Here is a 20,718-nt window from a genome sequence, read left to right as displayed (position 1 = left end):
GGAAGTGCTGATCTTTGCGGCGACCCGGCTCGGCGGGTGGCCTGGCGGCTGGGATCGCGAAATCATGGGGTCGTGGACAGCGACCAGCCCTCCTTCACTGATGTCGAGTACGGCAACCGGCGACGGACCTCCAAGCGTGAGCAGTTCCTCGACACGATGGACGCCACGATCCCGTGGCACGTGTGGGTCGGTCTGATTGAGCCGCACTACTACGCCGACCGTCCGGGCAAGCGGGGCCGTAAGGCCAAGCCGATCGAGTCGATGTTGCGGATGTATCTGCTGCAGGCGTGGTTCAACTTGTCCGATGAGGGTGTCGAGGACGCAATCTACGACTCCTATGCGATGCGTCGGTTCATGCGGCTCGACTTCGCGGTCGAGCAGGTCCCCGACGCCACGACCTTGTTGCACTTCCGGCACCTTCTCGAGGAGCACAAGCTCGGCGAGGCGTTGTTCGCGGCACAGAACGAGATCTTCGAGGCCGAGGGCTGGATCATGCGTGGCGGCTCGATCATCGACGCGACCATCATCGCGGCACCGTCCTCGACGAAGAACGCGACCGGCACCCGTGACCCGGAGATGCACCAGACCCGCAAGGGCAACCAGTGGTACTTCGGAATGAAGGCCCACATCGGGGTCGACGCGGGCACCGGGTATACCCACAACGTGACCGCGACCTCCGCGAACGTGCACGACCTCGACCAAGCACACCACCTGGTGCGTGATGACGACGAGACCGTCTACGCCGACTACGGCTACCAAGGCGCAGCCAAGCGGCCAGAGATCGCCGGCGACGATCACCTGAGCAAGGTTGAGTGGAGGATCGCGGCACGCAAGGGCGCACTCAAGTCGATGCCCGACCTCGACCGGGATCTGGAGTCACGCAAGGCAGGCATGCGCGCGAAGGTCGAGCATCCGTTCCTGATCGTGAAACGCGACTTCGGGTTCACCAAGACCCGATACCGCGGCATGGCGAAGAACCTCAACCACCTCCACGTGCTGTTCGCTTCCGCGAACTGGGTGATGCGGGCCCGTGCCGTCGCCCTCACCCCGGCGACGGCGTAGCGCCAGCCTGCCCGCAATCGGCCCTACAGTCCCGAAAGGCGGACGCAGGGCAGCAAGGCAGCAGCACGAAACAGGTCCCTACGCCCCTCCCCAGGCTCGCTCACCCACCGATGGCCTATAGATCAGCGATTCCCTAACGGGCTAGTGCGACACGGTGGCTTCGGCTCCACCGCGTATCGAAGCCGTCAGCGCTCCGCCCATCCTTGGAGATCGGGGACCCGTTTCAGCGCCTCCTCGTACGTCATCACCACCGGGTAACTGGCGGGCTGCATGTCCCAATACGCGCCACAGACACGACAGTGGCGAATGACCACCCAGTCCGCTTCGGCGACCACCACGACCCTCGGGTCAGCGATGGCGTACAGACAGCACGCCGAGCACACCTGGCACGAGCCAGCGCGAATATCCATGATCCCGTCCCGCTCAGAGTGGGTTGGGACGGACTCTACCGATCACTCCCTGGACCGCGATCCGGCGCGGGATCGGCGTTCGACAGAAGCCTATGGTGGCATCAGGGCAGCCTGAGTGCGCGGTGCTCACCAGGGGCAGCCCCAGCGACGGCCGAGCGCGAAAACGAGACGCGAAGGATGGCAATGAGACGACTGATCTTCGGCACCAAGCGGGATCGTCAGGACGACCTGCCCTCCATCAACGAGCGCCGCAGCGATAACGGCGAGATCGCCGCTGCCGCAGATCTCAGCGTTCTCGAGACCGCGATCCGGGCGCTGACGTTCCCCTGGTCGCCGACCGATCAGGAAGCCTTCTGCTCTCCTCCGTACCCGGTACCGGCAGCGCTTCGCCCGCTGATCGCCCGGCTGGAGGACGCACTTCCCGCAGACCACGAGGCCGCCCGGCAGCGCCTGCTCTCGAACGCCCAGCTATCCCCAGGGACCTATGTGCCCTCATCGGCCTACCTCGGGATCTACGTACCCTTGTCGGCCGGTGGCGGACATCGGATCATGGCGAGCCGAGGCCTGCCGGCAGTGGTGTTGCTCCTGCTGTCACACGGGATCCTCACGACGGCAGACGGCGAACGCCTGGTGAAGGCCGTCGAGACGACGGGTGCGGCGAACACGGACCACGACCTCGTGGTTCGCCACCTCCTCCTCCGCATCCTCGAGGCGCATCTGACAGCCGGTGACGCGGTGGCGGCCGAGAAAGTCGCGGCCATCATCGCGTCACGGGACGGCCACGTCGGATGGCGCGAGGTCGCTCGGTACCACGCGGCCCACGGCGACGCCGCCGCGTTCTTTCGGAACTGGAAGCACTACGCCGCCCGCCTGGACACCGCCCAAATGCGGCGGCTGAAAGCGCAACTCGTCGCCGGTGTCGCGATACGCGCGGGGTGGCGTGAGGCGGCCGGAGTCTGCGGCGACAGGCGGATCGGTGACGGCTTCCTGCGGCATGCCTTCGAGCCACCCGCCCACGGCTACGACGACCTGCTGGCACTGTTCGGCGGGGACGCTGCTGGGACGCTCCCCGAGGCCGATGAACTGCACTGTCTCGTGGCCGCCGCTGTCGCCGAATCACGGCCCCGGCCGACGGCCGACCATCGCGGCGTGGAGAAACTTCTCGCCCGGATCAGCGCGCTCGACCCGAATGAGAGCCGCGAAGCGATGCGGACCCGCGACCATCTCCTCAGCACGCTGCACATGGCCATCGGCAGCGAGGAGACCCTGGCTCGCCTCCGCAAGCAGGTCCGCACACCTCGTCTCCGCCGGGACCTCATGCGCCTGTATTCAGGACCCCCGACGGCCGATCACCGCCCGTAACCTACCGGTTCCTCCCGTCAGGTCGCCCGGCTAGTTCGCGCAGCGCGGCGGCGCGGAGCAGGGAGGCGGCCACGGTGCCGCCGGTCATCAGGTGCACCTGCAGGGCCGCCTGGTGCGCCAGCAAGTCCAGGCCGTTGACGACGGGAATGTTGTGCTCTAACGCCGCCGAGGCCAACGGCGTCGGCCACGGGTCGTAGATCACGTCGAACACGGCCCCCGCCGAAGCCGCCCACGACGGATCGACCGCCCCGGCGGGAATGGTGGAGACCAGCACGTCCACCAGGCCACGGTCGGAGCCGTCCAGCGTCACCGCCGAAGCCGCTACCTCCTGCGCCTCCGCGACGGCAAGCACATCGCTCGCTCGAGCCACGTCCCGCACCGCGACCTCCAGCCGCCGTACGCCGAGGCGCGACAGCGTCAGCGCCATCGACGCCGCCGTGGCCCCGCCGCCGAGGATGCGCGCACTCGCCACCGCCTCAACCCCCGCCTCACGCAGGGCGTTCAGGCCGCCGGGGACATCAGTGTTGAAGCCGACCCTGCCGCGCCGCTCGTCCAGCAGCACCGTATTCGCCACGCCCAGCGCCTCGACGTCCTCGCTGATCTCGTCCATCAACGAGACCAGCCGACGCTTGAGCGGAGCGGTGACCGACAAGCCCCGCCACGAATCGTCCACACCGTCGAGGAACCCGGCCAGGGCGTCCTCGGTGACGTCGAGGGCCTCGTAGGTCCAGCCGATCCCCAACTCCCCGTACGCTGCCCGATGCATGACTGGTGACAACGAATGGGCAATCGGGCTGCCGAGGACCGCGCACCGCCCGTACGCCGCGGGCATCAGCAGATATCCGAATTGCGGCAGTACTCACGGGCTTCCTCGGCATTGCGCTCGTGCTCGGCATAGGTCGTGGCGTACTTGGTCTCACCGGTCTCCATGTTGACCGCGACGAAGTACAGCCAGTCGCCGTCGGCCGGATTGAGCGCGGCCTCGATGGTCTTCTCCCCCGGCGAGCCAATCGGCCCCGGAGGCAGGCCCGTGTGCTGGTACGTGTTGTACTCCGACGGGTTGGCCCGCTCCTCGGAGGTCGTCCATACATCGCCTTCTCGCTCGCTCACGTAGGAAACGGTCGAATCCAGTTGCAGCGGCATGTCGATGTCGAGCCGGTTGTACAGGACCCGCGCCACCTTCGCATAATCCTCGTCGAGTTTCGCCTCGTATTCCAGGATGCTCGCGACTGTGAGGATCTCCTCGGTCGTGTAACCGAGCGCCGCAGCGCGGTCCTCGATATCGAGCGAGGCCGTGACCTCGGCGGTCTTGCTCACCATCTTCGACAGCAGCGACACCGCCGTCTCCTCCGGTTCGACGACATAGGTTGCCGGGAAGAGGTACCCCTCCGCATTGCCGTTGGCGACCTCGGGGAGTCCGATCGTCGCCGGATCGTCGAGGGCTGCCAGCAGGTCGGCTTCGGGGATCTCGGTCGCGGCAGTGATCGCCTCGACGACCTGGCCCACACGCGCGCCCTCGGCAACCGTGACCGTGTTGTCGGCGGGAACGATCTCGGTGGTCAGCGCGCGGTAAGCCGCTGCGGCCGACATCTTCTGGCGCATGAGATAAGAGCCGGCCTTGAGCATGTGCTTCTCGGGGTCGTTCAGGGCTTCTTCGTAGAACGCCTCGGAGGACTTGACGACGCCCTCGTCCTCCAGCACGTGCGACAGCTTCTGCCAGTTCGAGCCGGACTCTACCTGGATGACGACCTCGCCCGAACCGTTGCCGCTGTAGTCCGGCGGCGGGCCGAACCGCTCGACGGCGATACCGTACAGCCACCAACCGCCGCCGGCCAGCACCGCCAGGACGACGAAGGCGACCAGGATGCGCGGCCAGACGCGCTTCTTCTTCACCGCACGACGCCGGCCCGGCCGCAGACGCGGCGGCTCCCCTCCGTTGACCAGTTCGAGACCGCTCATACTTGTCCTCCGGTGCTCGTCGGGTGATGCTCGATCAGGTGGCCGGGCGGCGTCCCCCGCAGGCGTTCGCCCTCCAGAGCATTCTGCAAGATCACCACGGCTGCGGCCTGATCGATGACCGGACGCTGGCGTTTGGCCTTCGTCCCGCCGGCGCGCAACTGCTGGGAGGCCGTGACGGTGCTGAGTCGTTCGTCGACCAGCCGCACCGGCCGGCCGGCCGCCTCGGCCAGCACCTGCGCCACCGAGCGGACCGTGGCCGCCGCCTGTCCTTCGCGCCCCGACAACGAGTAGGGCAAGCCGACGACCAGCTCGATGGCGTCGTACTCCTCGGCCAGGGCCACGATCCGGCTCACGGCCCCGTCGCCGGCCGCGACGGTCTCGACCGGGGTGGCGATCAGGCCGTCCGGATCGCAGGTCGCCACGCCGATGCGGGCCGCACCGATATCGATGCCGAGCCGGCGTCCGCGACGCACGCCGCGATCACGCTCCAGCGACGGCCGCTTCGACCACCGCAATCGCCGCCTCGACGCCGCCTGCGTCACTTCCGCCGCCCTGGGCGATGTCGGCCTTGCCGCCGCCGCGGCCGCCGATCTTCTCTCCCGCCGCGCGCACCAGGTCGCCGGCCTTCAGGCCCGCGTCGACCGCCGAGGGGCTGAGGGCGATCACGACCGAGGGTTTGTCACCGACGACCCCGAACAGCGCGACGACGGCGGGCCGCTCGTCGCCGAGACGACCCCGCACGTCGAGGGCCAAGGTGCGCAGGTCTCCGCCGGCTACCCCGTCGACCCGGGCCGCGACGACGGTGACTCCGCCGAGGTTCTTGCCCTGACCGGCCAGGCCTGCGGCCCCGGCGAGCAGTTCGGCGGCCTTGATCTTCTCGAGTTCCCGCTCGGTCGCCTTGAGCCGTTCGACCAGGTCGCCGACACGGCCGGGGATGTCCTCGGCCTTGACCTTCAGCAGCCCGGAAACCTGCGTCACGAGATCGCGCTCGCGGGCCAGGTAGGCGAAGCCCTCGATGCCGACCAGCGCCTCGATGCGCCGGTTGCCGGCACCGACCGAAGAGTCCGACGTGACGACGACGGTGCCGATCTGCGAGGAGTGGTCGACGTGTGTGCCGCCGCACAACTCGCGCGACCACGGGCCGCCGATCTCGACGACGCGGACCTGCTCGCCGTAGGTCTCGCCGAACAGCGCCAGCGCTCCGGCCGATTTGGCCTCGGCGAGCGTCATCAGCGAGGCACTGACCGGCAGGTCCTCGCGCAGCGCGCGGTTCGAGACGGTCTCGACCTCGTGCAGCTGCTCGGGCGACAGGGCGCTGCCCCAGCCGAAGTCGAGCCGCAGATAGCCGGGCCGGTTGTACGAGCCGGATTGCAAGGCGGTGGGGCCGAGCACTTCGCGCAGCGCCGCGTGGACGACGTGGGTGCCCGAGTGCGCCTGCCGTGCGCCGGTGCGCCACTCGGGGTCGACCTGGGCCTCCAGGGTCGTGTCGAGCGTCAGTTCACCGCCGGTGATGCGCACCTGGTGGACGACGAGGCCCTTGATCGGCCGCTGCACGTCGAGGACCTCGGCGGCGCCGCCGTCCCATCGCAGGTGGCCGGCGTCGGCGTTCTGACCGCCGGACTCGGCGTAGAACGGGGTGCGGTCGAGCACGACCTCGCCGACCTGGCCGGCACCGAGCGCGGGCGTCGCGGCACCCTCGGCCAGCAGCGCGAGGACGCGCGACTCGGTGGTGAGCGTCGTGTATGCCTGCCAGTCGGTCGGGCCGTGCGTGTCGAGCGCGTCGCGGTAGGCGGTGGTGTCGGCGTGAACGCCCTTCTTGGCCTTCGCGTCGGCCTTCGCGCGGGCCTTCTGTTCGGCCATGAGGGCGCGGAAACCGTCGGCGTCGACGGCCAAGCCCTGCTCGGCGGCCATCTCCAGGGTCAGGTCGATGGGGAAGCCGTAGGTGTCGTGCAGCTGGAAGGCTTTGTCCCCGGCCAGGACCGTGGCACCGGACCTCTTCGTCTCCTCGGCGGCCAGGTCGAAGATCTGCGTGCCCTTGCCGAGGGTCTGGCGGAAGGCGTCCTCCTCGGCGTACGCAATCTGGCTGATGCGGGCGAAGTCGGCCTCCAGTTCGGGGTAGCTCGCCTTCATCCGGTCCTTGCTGACCGGCAGCAGCGCCGGGAGCGCGGGGTCGTCGTAACCGAGCAGGCGCATCGAGCGCACCGCGCGACGCAGCAGCCGCCGCAGCACGTAGCCGCGGGTCTCGTTGCCGGGGGTGACGCCGTCGCCCATGAGCATGAGGCCCGAGCGGACGTGGTCGGCGATGACCCGGAAACGCACGTCGTCGGCCGGATCGGCACCGTAGCGGCGGCCGGTCAACTCCTGAGCGCGCTCGATGACCGGGAAGACCTCGTCGATCTCGTAGAGGTTGCCCTTGCCCTGCAGCAGGTAGGCGACGCGCTCCAGGCCCATGCCGGTGTCGATGTTCTTGGCCGGCAGGGGGCCGGCGATGTCGAAGTCGTCCTTGGCGCGGACCTGCGACAGCTCCTCCTGCATGAACACGAGGTTCCAGATCTCCAGGAAGCGGTCCTCGTCGACGACGGGTCCGCCGTCGGGACCGAACTCGGCACCGCGGTCGACGTAAATCTCCGAGCAGGGACCGCCCGGGCCGGGGACACCCATGTTCCAGTAGTTATCGAGCAGGCCGCGGTTCTGGATGCGCTCGTCGGGCAGCCCGGCGACCTTCTTCCACAGCTCGCGCGCCTCGTCGTCGCTGTGCAGGACGGTGACCCAGATGGTGTCGGGGGCGAAGCCGAGGCCGCCGTCGGCCACGGAGCCGGTGATGAGCCGCCAGGCGTGCTCGATGGCACCTTCCTTGAAGTAGTCGCCGAAGGAGAAGTTGCCGTTCATCTGGAAGAACGTGCCGTGCCGGGTGGTCTTGCCGACTTCCTCGATGTCGAGGGTCCGCACGCACTTCTGGACGCTGGTGGCGCGCTGGTACGGCGGCGTCTCCTGGCCGAGGAAGTACGGCTTGAACGGCACCATGCCGGCGTTGACGAACAGCAGGTTGGGATCGTCGAACAGCAGCGGGGCCGACGGGACGACGGTATGCCCGGCGGCCTCGAAGTGGGCGAGGAATCGGCGCCGGATCTCGGCGGTCTCCATCAGATGAGGTCCTTGTCGGTGGTACGGGGTAGCGCGGGCGAGGGTCCGGTCGCGCTCGGGTCGGGTTCGAGGGGCAGTGCAGCGCGACGGTACAGGTCGGCGACGACCTCGCGCTGCTTGGCTCGGGCACCGTCGGCGACCTCGGCTTTGAACTCGCGCCAGCCCAGGCCGAGCGCGGCGGCCTGATCGGCGACGCCCGGCACGGAGAGCCGGTAGGCGGCACGGCGGGCCTTGACCGAGGCGTACACCCCGGCGGCGGTGCCGGCGACGAACCAGGCGGCGCGGCCCATCATCGGTCGGCCTCCGCGATGGCGCGGGGAATGGCACTCCGGGGGACGGTCGGCAGGGGTGCCCGTGCGGCCCGGCGGGCGGCTCGCTGGCGTTCACGACGGCGGCGGGTGAACTCGCGTCGCATCAGCGCCGCGATGCGGTCGCGCGATTCGGCCCGCAGCGCGTAGGCCAGCCCGGTCGCCCACACGGCGAGTCGGGTCGTCGGACGGCTGAGCACCGTGGCGACGAGTTGCTGCTGCGTCGGCACGACGATCACCTTGCCGTCGACCACATGCGCCGGACTCAGCTCGGCGAGGGGTCGCGCATCGAGGACGAGATCGGCGGAGGTCACCCCCTGCGGTGCGAACGTGTGAGCCTCGAAGGGAGCAGGCGTCAGGTCACGTTCCTCTTCAGCTCGTTTCAGCAGTTCTGCCACCGCCGCGCGGTCGCGGGCGCTCTGACGGGCCGACCGCACGGTGACCACCGCCGCTGTGAGGGCAATGACTGCGACGACCGCAGCAGCGGCCAGCACGATCACGTCGACAGGCATAGTCCGACACTACTAGCCTCGTACCTCCACCGCGCCGACCCTGGGACGATTCCACGAGAACACCAGCCAGGCAAGTATCAGGAGAGCCGCCCCGAGGCCGATGTCGGCGACGACATGGGCCTGACGCCACCAGGGCATGTCCGTGGACCCAGGGACCGTGTAGTGGCCGATCCCGATGAGACCGCTGACCGAGTAGAAGGCCAGACCGACGGCCGTGGGTATGACGCGGCGGCGCAGCAGGCTGACCACCGCCACAACGCCGAACGCCGTGAAAACAAACCAACCGGCGGCGATCAGCGTGTCGGTGACCACCGGCAGCGAGGAGTCCGCCGGCGGCACCGGGTAGTCGTCGTAGTTCACGTAGTTGTCGATGTAGTGGATGACCGACACGACGAACGCGAGCGCGACGACCGTGAGGATGACCCCGGTTCCACGTAGCGGCTGTGGGGCAGCGGACTCGCTCATACTCATATGAACATCATGGCTCCCCCGCCCCCTCGGCACCACTTGTCACCCCGGACGGGCTTTTACCAGGCCGGACCTCCGGGCCACCTCTCACTCCAACCCGGCGGGTCCCTCGGCGAGCAGTCGGTCGAAGTCGGCCTCGTCGAGGATGCGGATGCCCAACTCCTCGGCCTTGGCCGCCTTCGAGCCGGCATTGGCCCCCACGACCACGTAGTCGGTCTTCTTGCTCACCGAGCCGGCCGCCTTGCCCCCGCGCGAGGCGATCGCCTCCTTCACCGAGTCGCGGGTGTGCCCCTCCAGCGATCCGGTCACGACGATGGTCAGCCCGTCGAGGACTCCCCCGGCCTGCGCCGCCGCACCCGGCCCCGGATGGTCAGGAATCGCAAACCGCACCCCGGCAGCACGCCAGGCGTCGATGATCTCGCGGTGCCAGTCGACCTCCAGCCAGGCTTTGAAGGACTCGGCGATGATGCCGCCGACCCCGTCGACCGCAGACAGTTCCTCGACGCTCGCCTCCGCGATGGCCGCCAGCGAGCCGAAGTGCTGGGCGAGGGCACGGGCGGCGACCGGCCCGACGTGGCGGATGTTGAGCGAGACGAGCTGGCGCCACAGATCCTTGGTCTTGGCCTTGTCGAGCTCGTCGAGCAGCGTGAAGGCCGCCGATGACAGGATGTGCGTCTCGTCGCCGTCGAACGGCCCGTCGGGATCGAACGGCGGGTCCTCCTTCTTTCGCTGGCGGCGGAAGGGCGAACGAATAGTCGTGGCCCCGGCGTCGTCGGTCTTCGGCAATCCGGTCTCCGGATCGCGGACCTCCAGGTCGATGCCGAACAGGTCCTCAGGCCGCAGCGAGAACAGTCCCGCCTCGGTGACCAGGGGCGGCGTCGCGGGGCGCAGCGGCTGGGTCAGCGCGGTCGCCGACACCTCGCCGAGACCCTCGATGTCGAGGCCGCCGCGCGAGCCGATGTGCTCGACCCGGCCGCGCACCTGGGCCGGGCAGGCGCGCGCGTTGGGGCAGCGCAGGTCGATGTCGCCCTCTTTCATGGGGCGCAGTTCGGTGCCGCACTCGGGGCAGCCGGCCGGCATGACGAACTCGCGCTCGCTGCCGTCACGGCGCTCGACGACCGGCCCGAGCACTTCGGGGATGACGTCGCCGGCCTTGCGCAGCACGATGGTGTCACCAATGAGCACGCCCTTCTCGCGCACGACGTCCTTGTTGTGCAGGGTCGCCTGGCGCACGACACTGCCGGCGACCCGCACCGGCTCCATCACCGCGAATGGGGTGGCCCGGCCGGTGCGCCCGACGGAGACGACGATGTCCAGGAGCCGCGTGTGGACCTCCTCTGGCGGGTATTTGTAGGCGATGGCCCAACGGGGGGCGCGGCTGGTCTCGCCCAGTTCGGGATGCAGAGCAAGCTCGTCGACCTTGACCACAACCCCGTCGATCTCGTGCTCGATGGCCTGCCGGCCGGCCCCCAACTCCTCGACGCGCGTCACCACGGCGGCGGCGTCGGGCAGGACCCGCGTGTGCGGGCTGGTCGGCAGGCCCCAGGAGGCCAGCAACTCGTAGACCTCGCTCTGCGCGGCAACCGGGGGGTTGTCCCAGGCACCGATGCCGTGGACGAACAGCGACAGCGACTCCAGCCGTTTCTGCCCGGCCTCGCGCTCCAGGCCTTCCTTCTTGTGCAGCAGCTGGCGCAGGCCGCCGCTGGCGGCGTTACGAGGGTTGGCGAAGGCGGGAAAGCGGCGCGCCGCACTGGCGGCAGCCTTGTCGGCATCGACGCCGCGCTCAGTCGCCTCGGCGATCACGCGGTCACGCAGCTCGGCCTGGAAGGCGTTGAGCCGCTCGAACGCCGCCACGGCGATGAACACCTCGCCGCGCACCTCGACCAGCGGCGGGTGGCCCTCGCCGGCGAGTTGCCGGGGCACGCCGGGCAGGCAGACCGCGTTCACGGTGACCTCCTCCCCGACCCGGCCGTCGCCGCGCGTGGCGGCGGTGACGAGGCGGCCGTGCTCATAGCGCAGCGCGATGGCCAGGCCGTCGATCTTCGCCTCGGTGAGCCAGGCGACGTCACGCCCGGCGGCCTCGCGGGTCTTGGCACACCAGGCCGACAGTTCCTCGGCGGAAAAAACGTTGTCGAGGCTCAGCATGCGCTCGGCGTGCTCGACCGGCGCAAGGTCGGAGTGCGCGGGGGCACCGACGGTCCGGGTCGGCGAATCCTGGCCCTGAAGCTCGGGGAATCGCGCCTCGACGTCCTCCAGGCGGCGCATCCAGGCGTCGTACGTGGCATCGTCGACGAGCGAGGCGTCCTGGCCGTAGTAGGCGTCGCGGGCCTGCTCGATCTTCTCGATCAGTTCGGCTGCCTCGGCGCGCGCCTCGGCGAGGGTGGCAGGAGTCGTGTCGTCGGCACTGTCGCTCACCTGAGTCAGTTTAGGGACGTGCTGATGTAGAGGTCGATGCCGCTCATTGAGGTGTGTAGCGAGGAACGAGCGGAGCCTCGAAATGAGCTACGGTTCTGGTCCCTTCGAGGTGCGCTGCGCTCGCACCTCAGGGACCGGCAGGCGGCACACAACCCGAATAAATCAGCCTTTCCTGAGGGAACGGGCGGCCGAGCGGGCGGCTTCCAGGTCACGGCGGGCCTCGGCGGGGGTACGACCGGCGAGGCCGCAGGGCGGGGTCACGACGAGCCGGTTGCCGACGCTGCCGATATCGAAGCCGAGTCGGCCGAGGAACTCCTCAATCCGGCGAGCGTCGGTCGAACCCGGCCACAGGCCCAGGCCCTGCTCGACGGCCTCGGCCCAGGCGTCGCCGGGGCCGACCAGCGAGAGGTCGAAGGCAACGGCCGCGAAGCCCGCGCCGCGCAGCAGGGCGACCGGAACATCGGGCGCGCAGCAGTGCACGACCGGCGTGGCCCCCGCCTCTCGCGCGGTCTCGGCGACAAGACGCAGGTGAGCGTCGGCCTCCGGGACGTCGATGGTGCGGTAGCGGCCGAACCCGCTGGACGTCGGGATCGCGGCGGCCAGCACGGCCGACAGCGCAGGTTCGTCGATCTGGACGATGAACTCGGCGGCACGGCCGAAGCGCCGCCGCAGGTCGGCAATCTGCTCGGCTAGCCCAGCGGCGAGGCAGGCGGCCAGGTCCCGCCGGGCACCGTGATCGGCCAGGACCTTCTCGCCGCGCGGCGTCTCGACAGTCGCCGCGAGCGTCCACGGACCGGCGACCTGCTGCTTGAGCACGCCGTCGTAGTCGTGGCCGATCTCCTCGACCGCATCGAGGTCCTGGGCGAGCAGAGAGCGCGCCCGCCGGTGGTCGACGCCCGACCCGACTCCGACGCGCCATCCGGCCGGCTGCAGGTCGGCGTCCATCCCGTCAAGCACCGCCAGGGAACGCCCGATCATGCCCGCGTGCGCGCCACGGGCCGGGAGTTCGGGGACGAACGCGAGGTCCATCTCCCCCAGTACGAATCTCGCCCACCCTGCCAGGTCGTCGCCCGGCATAGATCCGATCCCTGTGGCACGCATGGGGACCATTGTCCCAACGCTCCCAGGCACACACTTGAGCGGTCGTTCAACGGACCCACCCGCCACACCGAGAGGTGAAGCAGAAACCTCATCGACGCCAGTTCACTCACTCAGCAAGACCCGAACCGTCCTCGCGCATGACGTAACCCAGGACCCCGTCGGCGCAGACGGGAGGGCTGAACGGTCCCGTCTGACCCCCCGTCGATGACGACGAAGCACCGCCTGCGAGGTGGTGCCCCCTCCCGCTTGCGGGGAGAAGTCGTTTCTCCTTCGCTCCTCAGACAGGGAGGTGAGAATCGGCCGCGGCCGCATGCGTCCGGGCGATGGTGGCCGACCCGACAACCCGAGTGCCCTCGTAAATCACGCAGGCCTGGCCGGGCGCGATACCCTCGGCGGGGTCGAGCAACTCCACCCGCACGCCGTCGGCTTCGACCCGGACCCGCGCGCGGTGCTCCTTACCGTGGGCGCGCAACTGCACCGTGCAGTCCAACTCCCCCGTCGGCACGTCGGTGCACCACAGCGGCTTGATCCCGTCGAGCGCGTCGACCAGCAGCCGCTCGCGCGGGCCGACAGTGACCGTGCCGGACACCGGCTCGATGTCGAGCACGAAGCGCGGCTTGCCGTCGTCGGCGGGAACGCCGAGCCGCAGGCCGCGCCGCTGGCCGATGGTGAACGCGTAGGCACCGTCGTGCTCGCGCAACACCTGGCCGGACTCGTCCACAATCACTCCTGGCTTCGGTCCCAGCTTTTCGGTGAGCCAGCCGGCGTTGTCGCCGTCGGCGACGAAGCAGATGTCGTGGCTGTCGGGCTTGCTCGCGACCTGGATGCCGCGCGCCTCGGCCTCGAGCCGAACATCGGGCTTGGTCGATCCGCCGAGCGGGAAGTACGAGCGCCGCAGTTGGTCCTGCGTCAGCACACCGAGCACATACGACTGATCCTTGGCCATGTCGACCGCGCGGTGCATCTCCACCAGGCCGCCGCCACCCTCGCGTACCTGCGCGTAATGCCCGGTGACCACGCCGTCGAAGCCCAGCGCGAGCGCCCGGTCCAGCACTGCGGCGAACTTGATCTTCTCGTTGCAGCGCAGACAGGGGTTGGGAGTACGCCCGGCCTCATACTCGGCGATGAAGTCCTCGACCACCTCGTCGGCGAACTCCTCGCTCATATCCCAGACGTAGAACGGGATGCCGATGGCGTCGGCGGCGCGACGTGCATCCATCGAGTCCTCGATGGAGCAGCAGCCGCGGGCACCCGAGCGGTACGACCGCGGGTTACGGCTCAGCGCCAGATGCACCCCGGTGACCTCATGCCCGGCATCGACCGCGCGCGCGGCGGCCACGGCCGAGTCGACCCCGCCCGACATCGCCGCGATGAGCCGGCTCATCGACGCTGCCTCACGGTGCGAGCGGCCTGGGCGCGCTGATGGACCTCCGGCAACACCGCCAGAGCACGGTCGATGTCGGCCTCCGTCGTGGTATGGCCGAGGCTGAACCGCAGTGAACTGCTGGCCGCCTCCTCGTCATAGCCCATCGCGAGCAGCACATGGCTCGGCTGCGGCACACCCGCCGTGCAGGCCGAGCCGGTGGAGACCTCGACACCGTGGGCATCGAAGAGCATGAGCATCGCGTCACCGTCACAACCAGGGAATGTGACGTGGGCGATGTGCGGCAGCCGGGCCGCCGGGCTGCCTGGACCGTTGACGGCCGCAGCGGGCAGCAGCGTCGCAATACCGTCTATCAGGCGCGTCCGCAACACCTCCAGCCGCGCGGCCTCGGCCTCGCGGCGACGCACCGCGAGGTCGACGGCCGCTGCGAAGGCGGCGATGAGCGGCGCACTGAGCGTTCCCGAACGCACGTCGCGCTCCTGGCCGCCACCATGAAGCAGCGGCATCAGGTCCAGCTCACGCACCGCGACGAGAGCGCCGACGCCGACGGGGCCGCCGAGTTTATGCGCGGTGACCGTCATGGCATCGAGGCCGCTGGCCGCGAAGTCAATGGGCACATGTCCGGCCGCTTGAACCGCGTCGCTATGCACCGGGATTGCGTGCTGACGGGCCAGCGCAACGACCTCGTCAATCGGTTGCACTGACCCCATCTCGTTATTGGCCCACATCGTGGTGATCGCGGCGACGCTCGCGGGGTCGGCTTCGACAGCAGCCTGCAACTCATCGACGCGAATCACACCGTGACGGTCGACAGCAGTGGTGACGACCCCGGCGTCCTGCTGCTTGCCGAGCCATAGCACAGGATCGAGCAGGGCATGGTGCTCGATGGCACTAAAGATCAAGCGGGTGCGCGCCGGGTCTTGAGCGCGGCGCGACCAGAACAGGCCCTTAATCGCGAGGTTGTTGGCTTCGGTACCGCCGGAGGTAAAGATCACCTCGCTGGGGCGCGCGCCGAGACGCTCGGCAATCAGTTCGCGCGACTCCTCCACGACCCGCCGCGCCGTGCGGCCCGAGCCGTGCAGCGAAGACGGATTGCCGGTCCGCTCCATCTGCTCGCGCAACGCGGCCATCGCCTCGGGCACCATCGGCGTGGTGGCCGCGTGGTCGAGGTAGGCCGTAGGCAGGTCGGTCATGGCCAAGACATCGTAAGGCCACGGGCGCGTCCGGTTGTTTTTGCCTGGTTGAGCGTGACCCGGCTGCGGGCGCTTCGCCCGCCGTTCAGCGATCCCGCAGGATGGCGCGCAGTTTGGCCAGGCGCTCGCGCAGGCTCCCCTCGAAGCCGTGCCGTGACGGCGCGTAGTACTCGGTCCCGTCGACCTCGTCCGGAGCGTACTGCTGCCCGACCACGCCACGCGGGTCGTCGTGGGCGTAGCGGTAGTCGTGACCGTGGCCGAGCTTCTTCGCGCCCGAATAATGGGCATCGCGCAGCGCCGGCGGCACTGCACCGGCCTTGCCCGCAGTCACATCGGCCTGGGCCGCGCCGATGGCCACGACCACGGCGTTCGACTTCGGAGCGAGCGCCAGGTGGATCACCGCCTGGGCGAGGATGATGCGCGACTCCGGCCAGCCGATCATCGCCACCGCCTGCGCTGCGGCTACGACGGTCGGCAGCGCGGTCGGGTCGGCCATACCGATGTCCTCACTCGCCGAGATCATCAAACGCCGAGCGATGAACCGAGGGTCCTCCCCCGCCTCGGCCATGCGTGCCAGGTAGTGCAGCGCCGCGTCGACATCGGAGCCGCGCACACTCTTGATGAGCGCACTGGCCACGTCGTAGTGCTGATCGCCCTGCCGGTCGTAGCGGACCGCAGCTTTGTCGACCGCCAGCGCTGCGGCCTCCACGTCGATCTCGGTCTTGCCCTGCGCCTGCGCCGCCCCGGCCGCTGCCTCCAGATAGGTCAGTGCCCGCCGCGCATCACCACCGGAGAGCCGCACGAGGTGGTCGCGCGCCTCCTCGGTCACGCTCACCGTGCCGCCCAGGCCGCGCTCGTCGCCGACCGCACGGTCGAGCAGCGTGGCGATGTCGTCGTCGGTGAGGCTCTCCAGGGTCAGCAGCAGCGACCGGCTCAGTAATGGTGAGATGACACTGAAGTGCGGGTTCTCCGTGGTGGCCGCGACGAGGCTCACCCAGCGGTTCTCGACGCCCGGCAGCAGCGCATCCTGCTGAGCCTTGCTGAAACGGTGCACCTCATCGACGAACAGGACCGTCTCACGGCCGCTGTTGGCGAGCGCCTGCCGCGCCCCGGCGATCACCTCGCGCACCTCCTTGACGCCCGCGCTGACCGCCGAGACCTCCACGAAGCGGCGGTCGGTGTGGTTACTGATGAGACTCGCCAGCGTGGTCTTACCGGTGCCGGGCGGCCCCCACAGGAGGATCGTCAACGGCTGATCGCCCTCGATCACCTGGCGCAGCGGCGATCCGGGCGCAAGCAGATGCTGCTGGCCGACCAGTTCGTCGATGGTCTGCGGCCGCATCCGCACCGCCAGCGGCGCGCTCGACGTCGGGTTGCCGGCCAGCGAGCCGCCGGAATCTCGCCGTGGACCGGCAGGCATCTCGAACAGGCCGTCGCTCACCCCCGGAGCCTATCGACCGACGCCGACATCCCGCATACGACAGCCGAACATGACCGGGATCGCTCCTCGAGGTGAAGCTGTTCGCGACCTCACCCCTCGGAGACCGGCACCTCTTCAGAAGTCCGGCTCGTCTTGGGGGTGGCGTCGACGCCGGCCTCGGCGCGCTGCCCGGGCGTGATCGGCGCGGGCGCTGCGGTCAGCGGGTCGTAGCCGCCGCCGGACTTCGGGAAGGCGATGACCTCACGGATCGAGTCCACCCCTGATAGGAGGGCGCACGTGCGGTCCCAGCCGAAGGCGATGCCGCCGTGCGGCGGTGCGCCGTAGGTGAAGGCGTCGAGCAGGAAGCCGAACTTCTCGGTGGCCTGCGTCTCGTCAATGCCCATGATCGCGAACACCTGCTTCTGCACGTCGCCTGCGTGGATACGGATCGAACCGCCGCCGATCTCGTTGCCGTTGCAGACGATGTCGTAGGCCTGCGCCAGCGAGGCTCCGGGCGTGGCGAGCGTGGCCGGGTCCTGCGGCGCGGTGAAGGCGTGATGCACGGCCGTCCACTCGCCGCCGCCGACCGCGACATCGCCGGCGTCCAGCTCGTCGACCGGCTCGAACATCGGCCAGTCAACGACCCAGCAGAACGCCCAGGCCGACTCGTCGATCAGGCCCTCGCGGCGACCGATCTCCAACCGCGCGGCTCCGAGCAACTGACGCATGGCCTTGGGCGCTCCGGCGGCGAAGTAGATCGCGTCGCCGGGCTTCGCGCCGACGGCCTCGACCAGGCCCTCACGCTCGGCGTCGGACAGGTTCTTGGCGACCGGGCCGCCAAGCGTGCCGTCCTCGCCGACCAGCACGTAGGCGAGGCCGCGCGCACCGCGCTGCTTCGCCCACTCCTGCCAGGCGTCGAGCGTGCGGCGGGCCTGCGAGCCGCCGCCGGGGTGCACGACCGCGCCGACGTAGGGGGCCTTGAAGACCCGGAACGGCGTGTCCGTGAAGTACTCGGTCAGCTCGACCAACTCCAGGTCGAGGCGCAGGTCGGGCTTGTCCGAGCCGTACTTGTCCATCGCCTCGGCGTAGGTGATGCGCGGGAACGGCGTGGGCAGGTCGACGCCGATGAGTTTCCACAGCTCGACGTAGATCTCCTCGGCCAGCGCCATGACGTCGTCGGCCTCGACGAAGCTCATCTCGATGTCGAGCTGGGTGAACTCCGGCTGCCGGTCGGCACGGAAGTCCTCGTCGCGGTAGCAGCGCGCGATCTGGTAGTACCGCTCGACGCCGCCGACCATGAGCAGCTGCTTGAACAGCTGCGGACTCTGCGGCAGCGCGTACCAGCTGCCCGGACGCAGCCGCGCCGGGACGAGGAAGTCGCGGGCACCCTCGGGCGTCGAGCGGGTCAGCGTCGGCGTCTCCACCTCGACGAACTCGTGCCGGGCCAGCACCGCGCGGGCGGCGGCGTTGACCTGGGAGCGCAGGCGAATCGCGGCGGCTGGGCCGGAGCGGCGCAGGTCGAGGTAGCGGTGCTTGAGACGGACTTCCTCGCCGACCTCGCCCGACCCGTGTGACGCAGCATCGTCGATGGGGAACGGCAGCGGCGCGGAGGCGTTGAGGATCTCGACCTCGTCGGCGATGACCTCGATCTCGCCGGTCGGGATCGCCGGGTTCTCGTTGCCCTCCGGCCGGCGCTCCACGGTGCCGGTGACCTTGAGGCAGTATTCGGCGCGCAACTGGTGGGCGACGTCCTCGCGCACCACCACCTGCACGACGCCGCTGGCCTCGCGCAGGTCGATGAAGGCCACGCCACCGTGGTCGCGGCGACGGGCCACCCATCCGGCGAGCGTGACCTGCCGGCCGATGCTCTCGGCGTTCAGGTTTGCGGCGGTGGCGTTGCGGATCACTGCTTCTCCTCGGAGGGTGTCGATGACGAAGGGGTGGCGAGCACCTGCGGTCGCAGGTCGCCGGCCGGCGGCGTCCAGGCCGAGGGATCGGCCTCGACCTGCTCGCCACTGCGGATGTCCTTGACGGTGTGCGGGTCGCCCGGGAACCAGACGAAGGGGATGCCGCGGCGCTCGGCGTGACGGATCTGCTTGCCGAACTTCGCCGCACTCGGCGCGATCTCGCTGGCGATGCCGCGAGCGCGCAGCGCACGGGCGGCCTCGGCGGCCTCGCTGCGGTGCTGCTCGTCGGTGACCGCGACCAGCACCGCCGACGGCACCGACCGGGTGGCGCTCAGCCCGTCGGCCAGGAGGGCGGCCAGGAACCGGGAAACGCCGAGCGAGATGCCCACCCCCGGATACGTGCTGCGGTTGTCGGAGGCCAGCTTCTCGTAACGGCCGCCCGAGCAGATCGAACCGAGGCTCTCGTAGCCGGCCAGCCGGGTCTCGAAGACGGTCCCGGTGTAGTAGTCCAGACCGCGCGCGATGCGCAGGTCGGCAGTGACGGTGACCCCCGCGGGCGTGGCCAGCGAGCCGACCACCTCGGCCAGCTCGCCGAGTCCCTCGGCCAGCAGCTCGTGCTCGACGCCGAGCGCTTCGACGCGCTGGACGAACGAGGTGTCGGTCGTGACGATCTCGGCCAGCGCGAGCACCGCGCTGGCCTGCTCCTCGCCGACGCCGATGTCGGCCAGCATCGACCGGACCTTGTCGGCACTGACCTTGTCGAGTTTGTCGACTACCTGCATGACTGCGGCGGGCTCGGCCAGCCCGAGGCCGAGGTAGAAGCCCTCCAGCACCTTGCGGTTGGAGATCTGCAGCGTCGCCCCCGCGCCGCCGACGAGACCCATCAGCCCGCCCAGCGCTTCGGCCATGACCTGCGCGACCTCGACGTCGGCATGGAACGGCAGCGTGTCGCGCCCGACGATGTCGATGTCGGCCTGCGTGAACTCGCGGAAGCGCCCCTGCTGCGGCCGTTCCCCGCGCCAGACCTTCTGGATCTGGTAGCGGCGGAATGGGAAGTCGAGGGTGCCGGCGTTCTCGGTCACGTACCGCGCGAACGGGACGGTGAGGTCGAAGTGCAAGGCCAGGTCGGCATCGCCGTCGCCGGCCAGCCGGCGCACGCCGTAGACCTCCTTGTCGATCTCGCCCTTGCGCAGCAGTACCTCCAGCGGCTCGACCGCGCGGGTCTCGACCGAGGCGAAGCCGTGCAGCTCGAATGTCGCCCGCAGGTGGTCGAGGACGGCCTGCTCGACGATGCGCTCGCGCGGCGAATACTCGGGGAAGCCGGAGAGCTTCGCCATCAGAGGTCGCTCCCTTCGATACGGTGCTCATCGACAAGCTGGGCCAGATACGGGTTGGTGACGCGCTCGCGGCCGATGGAAGTCTGCGGGCCGTGGCCGGGCAGCACCACGACGTCGTCGCGTAGCGGGAGCACCCGCTCGCGCAGGCTGTCGATCATGCGCGAGTGCGATCCGCCGACCAGATCGGTCCGGCCGATGGACCCGGCGAAGAGGAAGTCGCCGGAGAACATCACCTGGGAGACATCCTCGGCGTCTGGGTAGTCGATCCGGTAGAACAACGTCCCCGGCGTGTGCCCCGGAACGTGATCGACGGTGAACTCGATGCCGTCGACCGTGAAGCGCGCCCCGTCGACGGCATCGCGCACGTCCGCCGGCTCGGTGAACTCCGGCAGATCGCCGAGGTCGAGCTGGGCGCGCAACATCGCGGCGGACTCGTTCGAGATCGCAGCCATCGGGTCGCTCAACAGGTGCCGGTCGGCCGGATGGATCCACACCGGACAGTCCCACTCGCGCGCGACGTCCTGCGCGCACCACAAGTGGTCGAAGTGCCCGTGGGTGATGAGCACGGCTTGCGGCGTCAGGTCGTGCTCGGCGGCCACGGCGCGGACGCCGTCGATAGCTCCCATCCCTGGATCGACGACCGCACACCCCGCTCCGGCCTCACGGGCGACGAGATAGCAGTTCGCCTGGAGCGGACCGGCGGGGAAGGACGTGAGCAGCACGTCGGACAGGTTAC

The 20,718-nt window shown here is 69.6% G+C and carries 18 protein-coding genes; 2 read left to right on the top strand and 16 right to left on the bottom strand.

Features of this window, described 5'->3' with window-relative positions:
- The first annotated feature begins 72 nt into the window (after window positions 1-72).
- On the top strand, window positions 73-1,062 hold the full coding sequence (locus QM597_RS05890; protein WP_415003941.1) for an IS5 family transposase: 990 nt from the start codon (window positions 73-75) through the stop codon (window positions 1,060-1,062).
- A gap of 185 nt (window positions 1,063-1,247) precedes the next feature.
- On the opposite strand, the gene QM597_RS05885 is transcribed toward QM597_RS05890, so the two are convergent.
- Window positions 1,248-1,472, bottom strand: coding sequence for a hypothetical protein (locus QM597_RS05885; RefSeq protein ID WP_415003938.1), 225 nt, complete (start codon window positions 1,470-1,472; stop codon window positions 1,248-1,250).
- Between the two features lie 183 nt (window positions 1,473-1,655).
- Here QM597_RS05885 and QM597_RS05880 point away from each other — a divergent pair, with 183 nt between their 5' ends.
- On the top strand, window positions 1,656-2,834 hold the full coding sequence (locus tag QM597_RS05880; RefSeq protein WP_415003937.1) for a hypothetical protein: 1,179 nt from the start codon (window positions 1,656-1,658) through the stop codon (window positions 2,832-2,834).
- A gap of 1 nt (window position 2,835) precedes the next feature.
- Here QM597_RS05880 and QM597_RS05875 read toward each other — a convergent pair whose 3' ends face one another.
- The 15 genes from QM597_RS05875 to QM597_RS05805 all read right to left on the bottom strand — a co-directional run bounded on the left by QM597_RS05875 (window position 2,836) and on the right by QM597_RS05805 (window position 20,704).
- Window positions 2,836-3,666, bottom strand: coding sequence for a shikimate dehydrogenase (locus QM597_RS05875; protein ID WP_415003936.1), 831 nt, complete (start codon window positions 3,664-3,666; stop codon window positions 2,836-2,838).
- Window positions 3,666-4,793, bottom strand: a complete 1,128-nt coding sequence (gene mltG / locus QM597_RS05870) for an endolytic transglycosylase MltG (RefSeq protein ID WP_415003935.1) — start codon at window positions 4,791-4,793, stop codon at window positions 3,666-3,668. The genes QM597_RS05875 and mltG overlap by 1 nt, the downstream gene beginning before the upstream one ends.
- Window positions 4,790-5,266, bottom strand: a complete 477-nt coding sequence (gene ruvX, locus QM597_RS05865; RefSeq protein WP_415003934.1) for a Holliday junction resolvase RuvX — start codon at window positions 5,264-5,266, stop codon at window positions 4,790-4,792. Before ruvX ends, mltG begins: the two co-directional genes overlap by 4 nt.
- A 7-nt stretch (window positions 5,267-5,273) precedes the next feature.
- Window positions 5,274-7,937, bottom strand: a complete 2,664-nt coding sequence (alaS, locus tag QM597_RS05860) for an alanine--tRNA ligase (protein ID WP_415003933.1) — start codon at window positions 7,935-7,937, stop codon at window positions 5,274-5,276.
- On the bottom strand, window positions 7,937-8,230 hold the full coding sequence (locus tag QM597_RS05855; protein WP_415003932.1) for a DUF6167 family protein: 294 nt from the start codon (window positions 8,228-8,230) through the stop codon (window positions 7,937-7,939). Before QM597_RS05855 ends, alaS begins: the two co-directional genes overlap by 1 nt.
- Window positions 8,227-8,757: a hypothetical protein gene (locus QM597_RS05850; RefSeq protein ID WP_415003931.1), complete on the bottom strand. Its 531-nt coding sequence runs from the start codon at window positions 8,755-8,757 to the stop codon at window positions 8,227-8,229. The genes QM597_RS05855 and QM597_RS05850 overlap by 4 nt, the downstream gene beginning before the upstream one ends.
- Window positions 8,758-8,769: 12 nt before the next feature.
- A complete protein-coding gene (locus tag QM597_RS05845) occupies window positions 8,770-9,222 on the bottom strand; it encodes a hypothetical protein (protein WP_415003930.1) in 453 nt (150 codons plus the stop codon).
- Between the two features lie 90 nt (window positions 9,223-9,312).
- On the bottom strand, window positions 9,313-11,640 hold the full coding sequence (gene ligA / locus QM597_RS05840) for an NAD-dependent DNA ligase LigA (protein WP_415003929.1): 2,328 nt from the start codon (window positions 11,638-11,640) through the stop codon (window positions 9,313-9,315).
- Window positions 11,641-11,802: 162 nt separating this feature from the next.
- Window positions 11,803-12,741, bottom strand: coding sequence for a methionine synthase (locus QM597_RS05835; RefSeq protein ID WP_415003928.1), 939 nt, complete (start codon window positions 12,739-12,741; stop codon window positions 11,803-11,805).
- Between the two features lie 277 nt (window positions 12,742-13,018).
- Window positions 13,019-14,125, bottom strand: coding sequence for a tRNA 2-thiouridine(34) synthase MnmA (gene mnmA, locus QM597_RS05830; RefSeq protein WP_415003927.1), 1,107 nt, complete (start codon window positions 14,123-14,125; stop codon window positions 13,019-13,021).
- Entirely contained in the window at window positions 14,122-15,318 is a 1,197-nt protein-coding gene (locus QM597_RS05825; RefSeq protein ID WP_415003926.1) for a cysteine desulfurase family protein, read from the bottom strand. The genes mnmA and QM597_RS05825 overlap by 4 nt, the downstream gene beginning before the upstream one ends.
- An 85-nt stretch (window positions 15,319-15,403) precedes the next feature.
- Window positions 15,404-16,759: a replication-associated recombination protein A gene (locus QM597_RS05820; protein ID WP_415003925.1), complete on the bottom strand. Its 1,356-nt coding sequence runs from the start codon at window positions 16,757-16,759 to the stop codon at window positions 15,404-15,406.
- An 89-nt stretch (window positions 16,760-16,848) separates the two neighbouring features.
- The gene (gene aspS / locus QM597_RS05815; RefSeq protein ID WP_415003924.1) at window positions 16,849-18,645 is read right to left on the bottom strand and encodes an aspartate--tRNA ligase; all 1,797 of its coding nucleotides are present in this window, start codon (window positions 18,643-18,645) and stop codon (window positions 16,849-16,851) included.
- Window positions 18,642-19,982 carry a histidine--tRNA ligase gene (gene hisS, locus QM597_RS05810; RefSeq protein WP_415003923.1) on the bottom strand — a complete coding sequence of 447 codons (1,341 nt, stop codon included), beginning with the start codon at window positions 19,980-19,982 and terminating at the stop codon, window positions 18,642-18,644. Before hisS ends, aspS begins: the two co-directional genes overlap by 4 nt.
- Window positions 19,982-20,704 (bottom strand): MBL fold metallo-hydrolase, encoded by a 723-nt coding sequence (locus tag QM597_RS05805; RefSeq protein ID WP_415003922.1) that lies wholly within the window; start codon window positions 20,702-20,704, stop codon window positions 19,982-19,984. Before QM597_RS05805 ends, hisS begins: the two co-directional genes overlap by 1 nt.
- Window positions 20,705-20,718: the final 14 nt, after the last annotated feature.

Source organism: Aeromicrobium sp., assembly GCF_047607065.1.
In the GTDB taxonomy this organism is placed as follows: Bacteria; Actinomycetota; Actinomycetes; order Propionibacteriales; family Nocardioidaceae; genus Aeromicrobium.
Note: the sequence above shows the minus strand (reverse complement) of the source record. Positions and strands in the feature narration are given on the sequence as shown.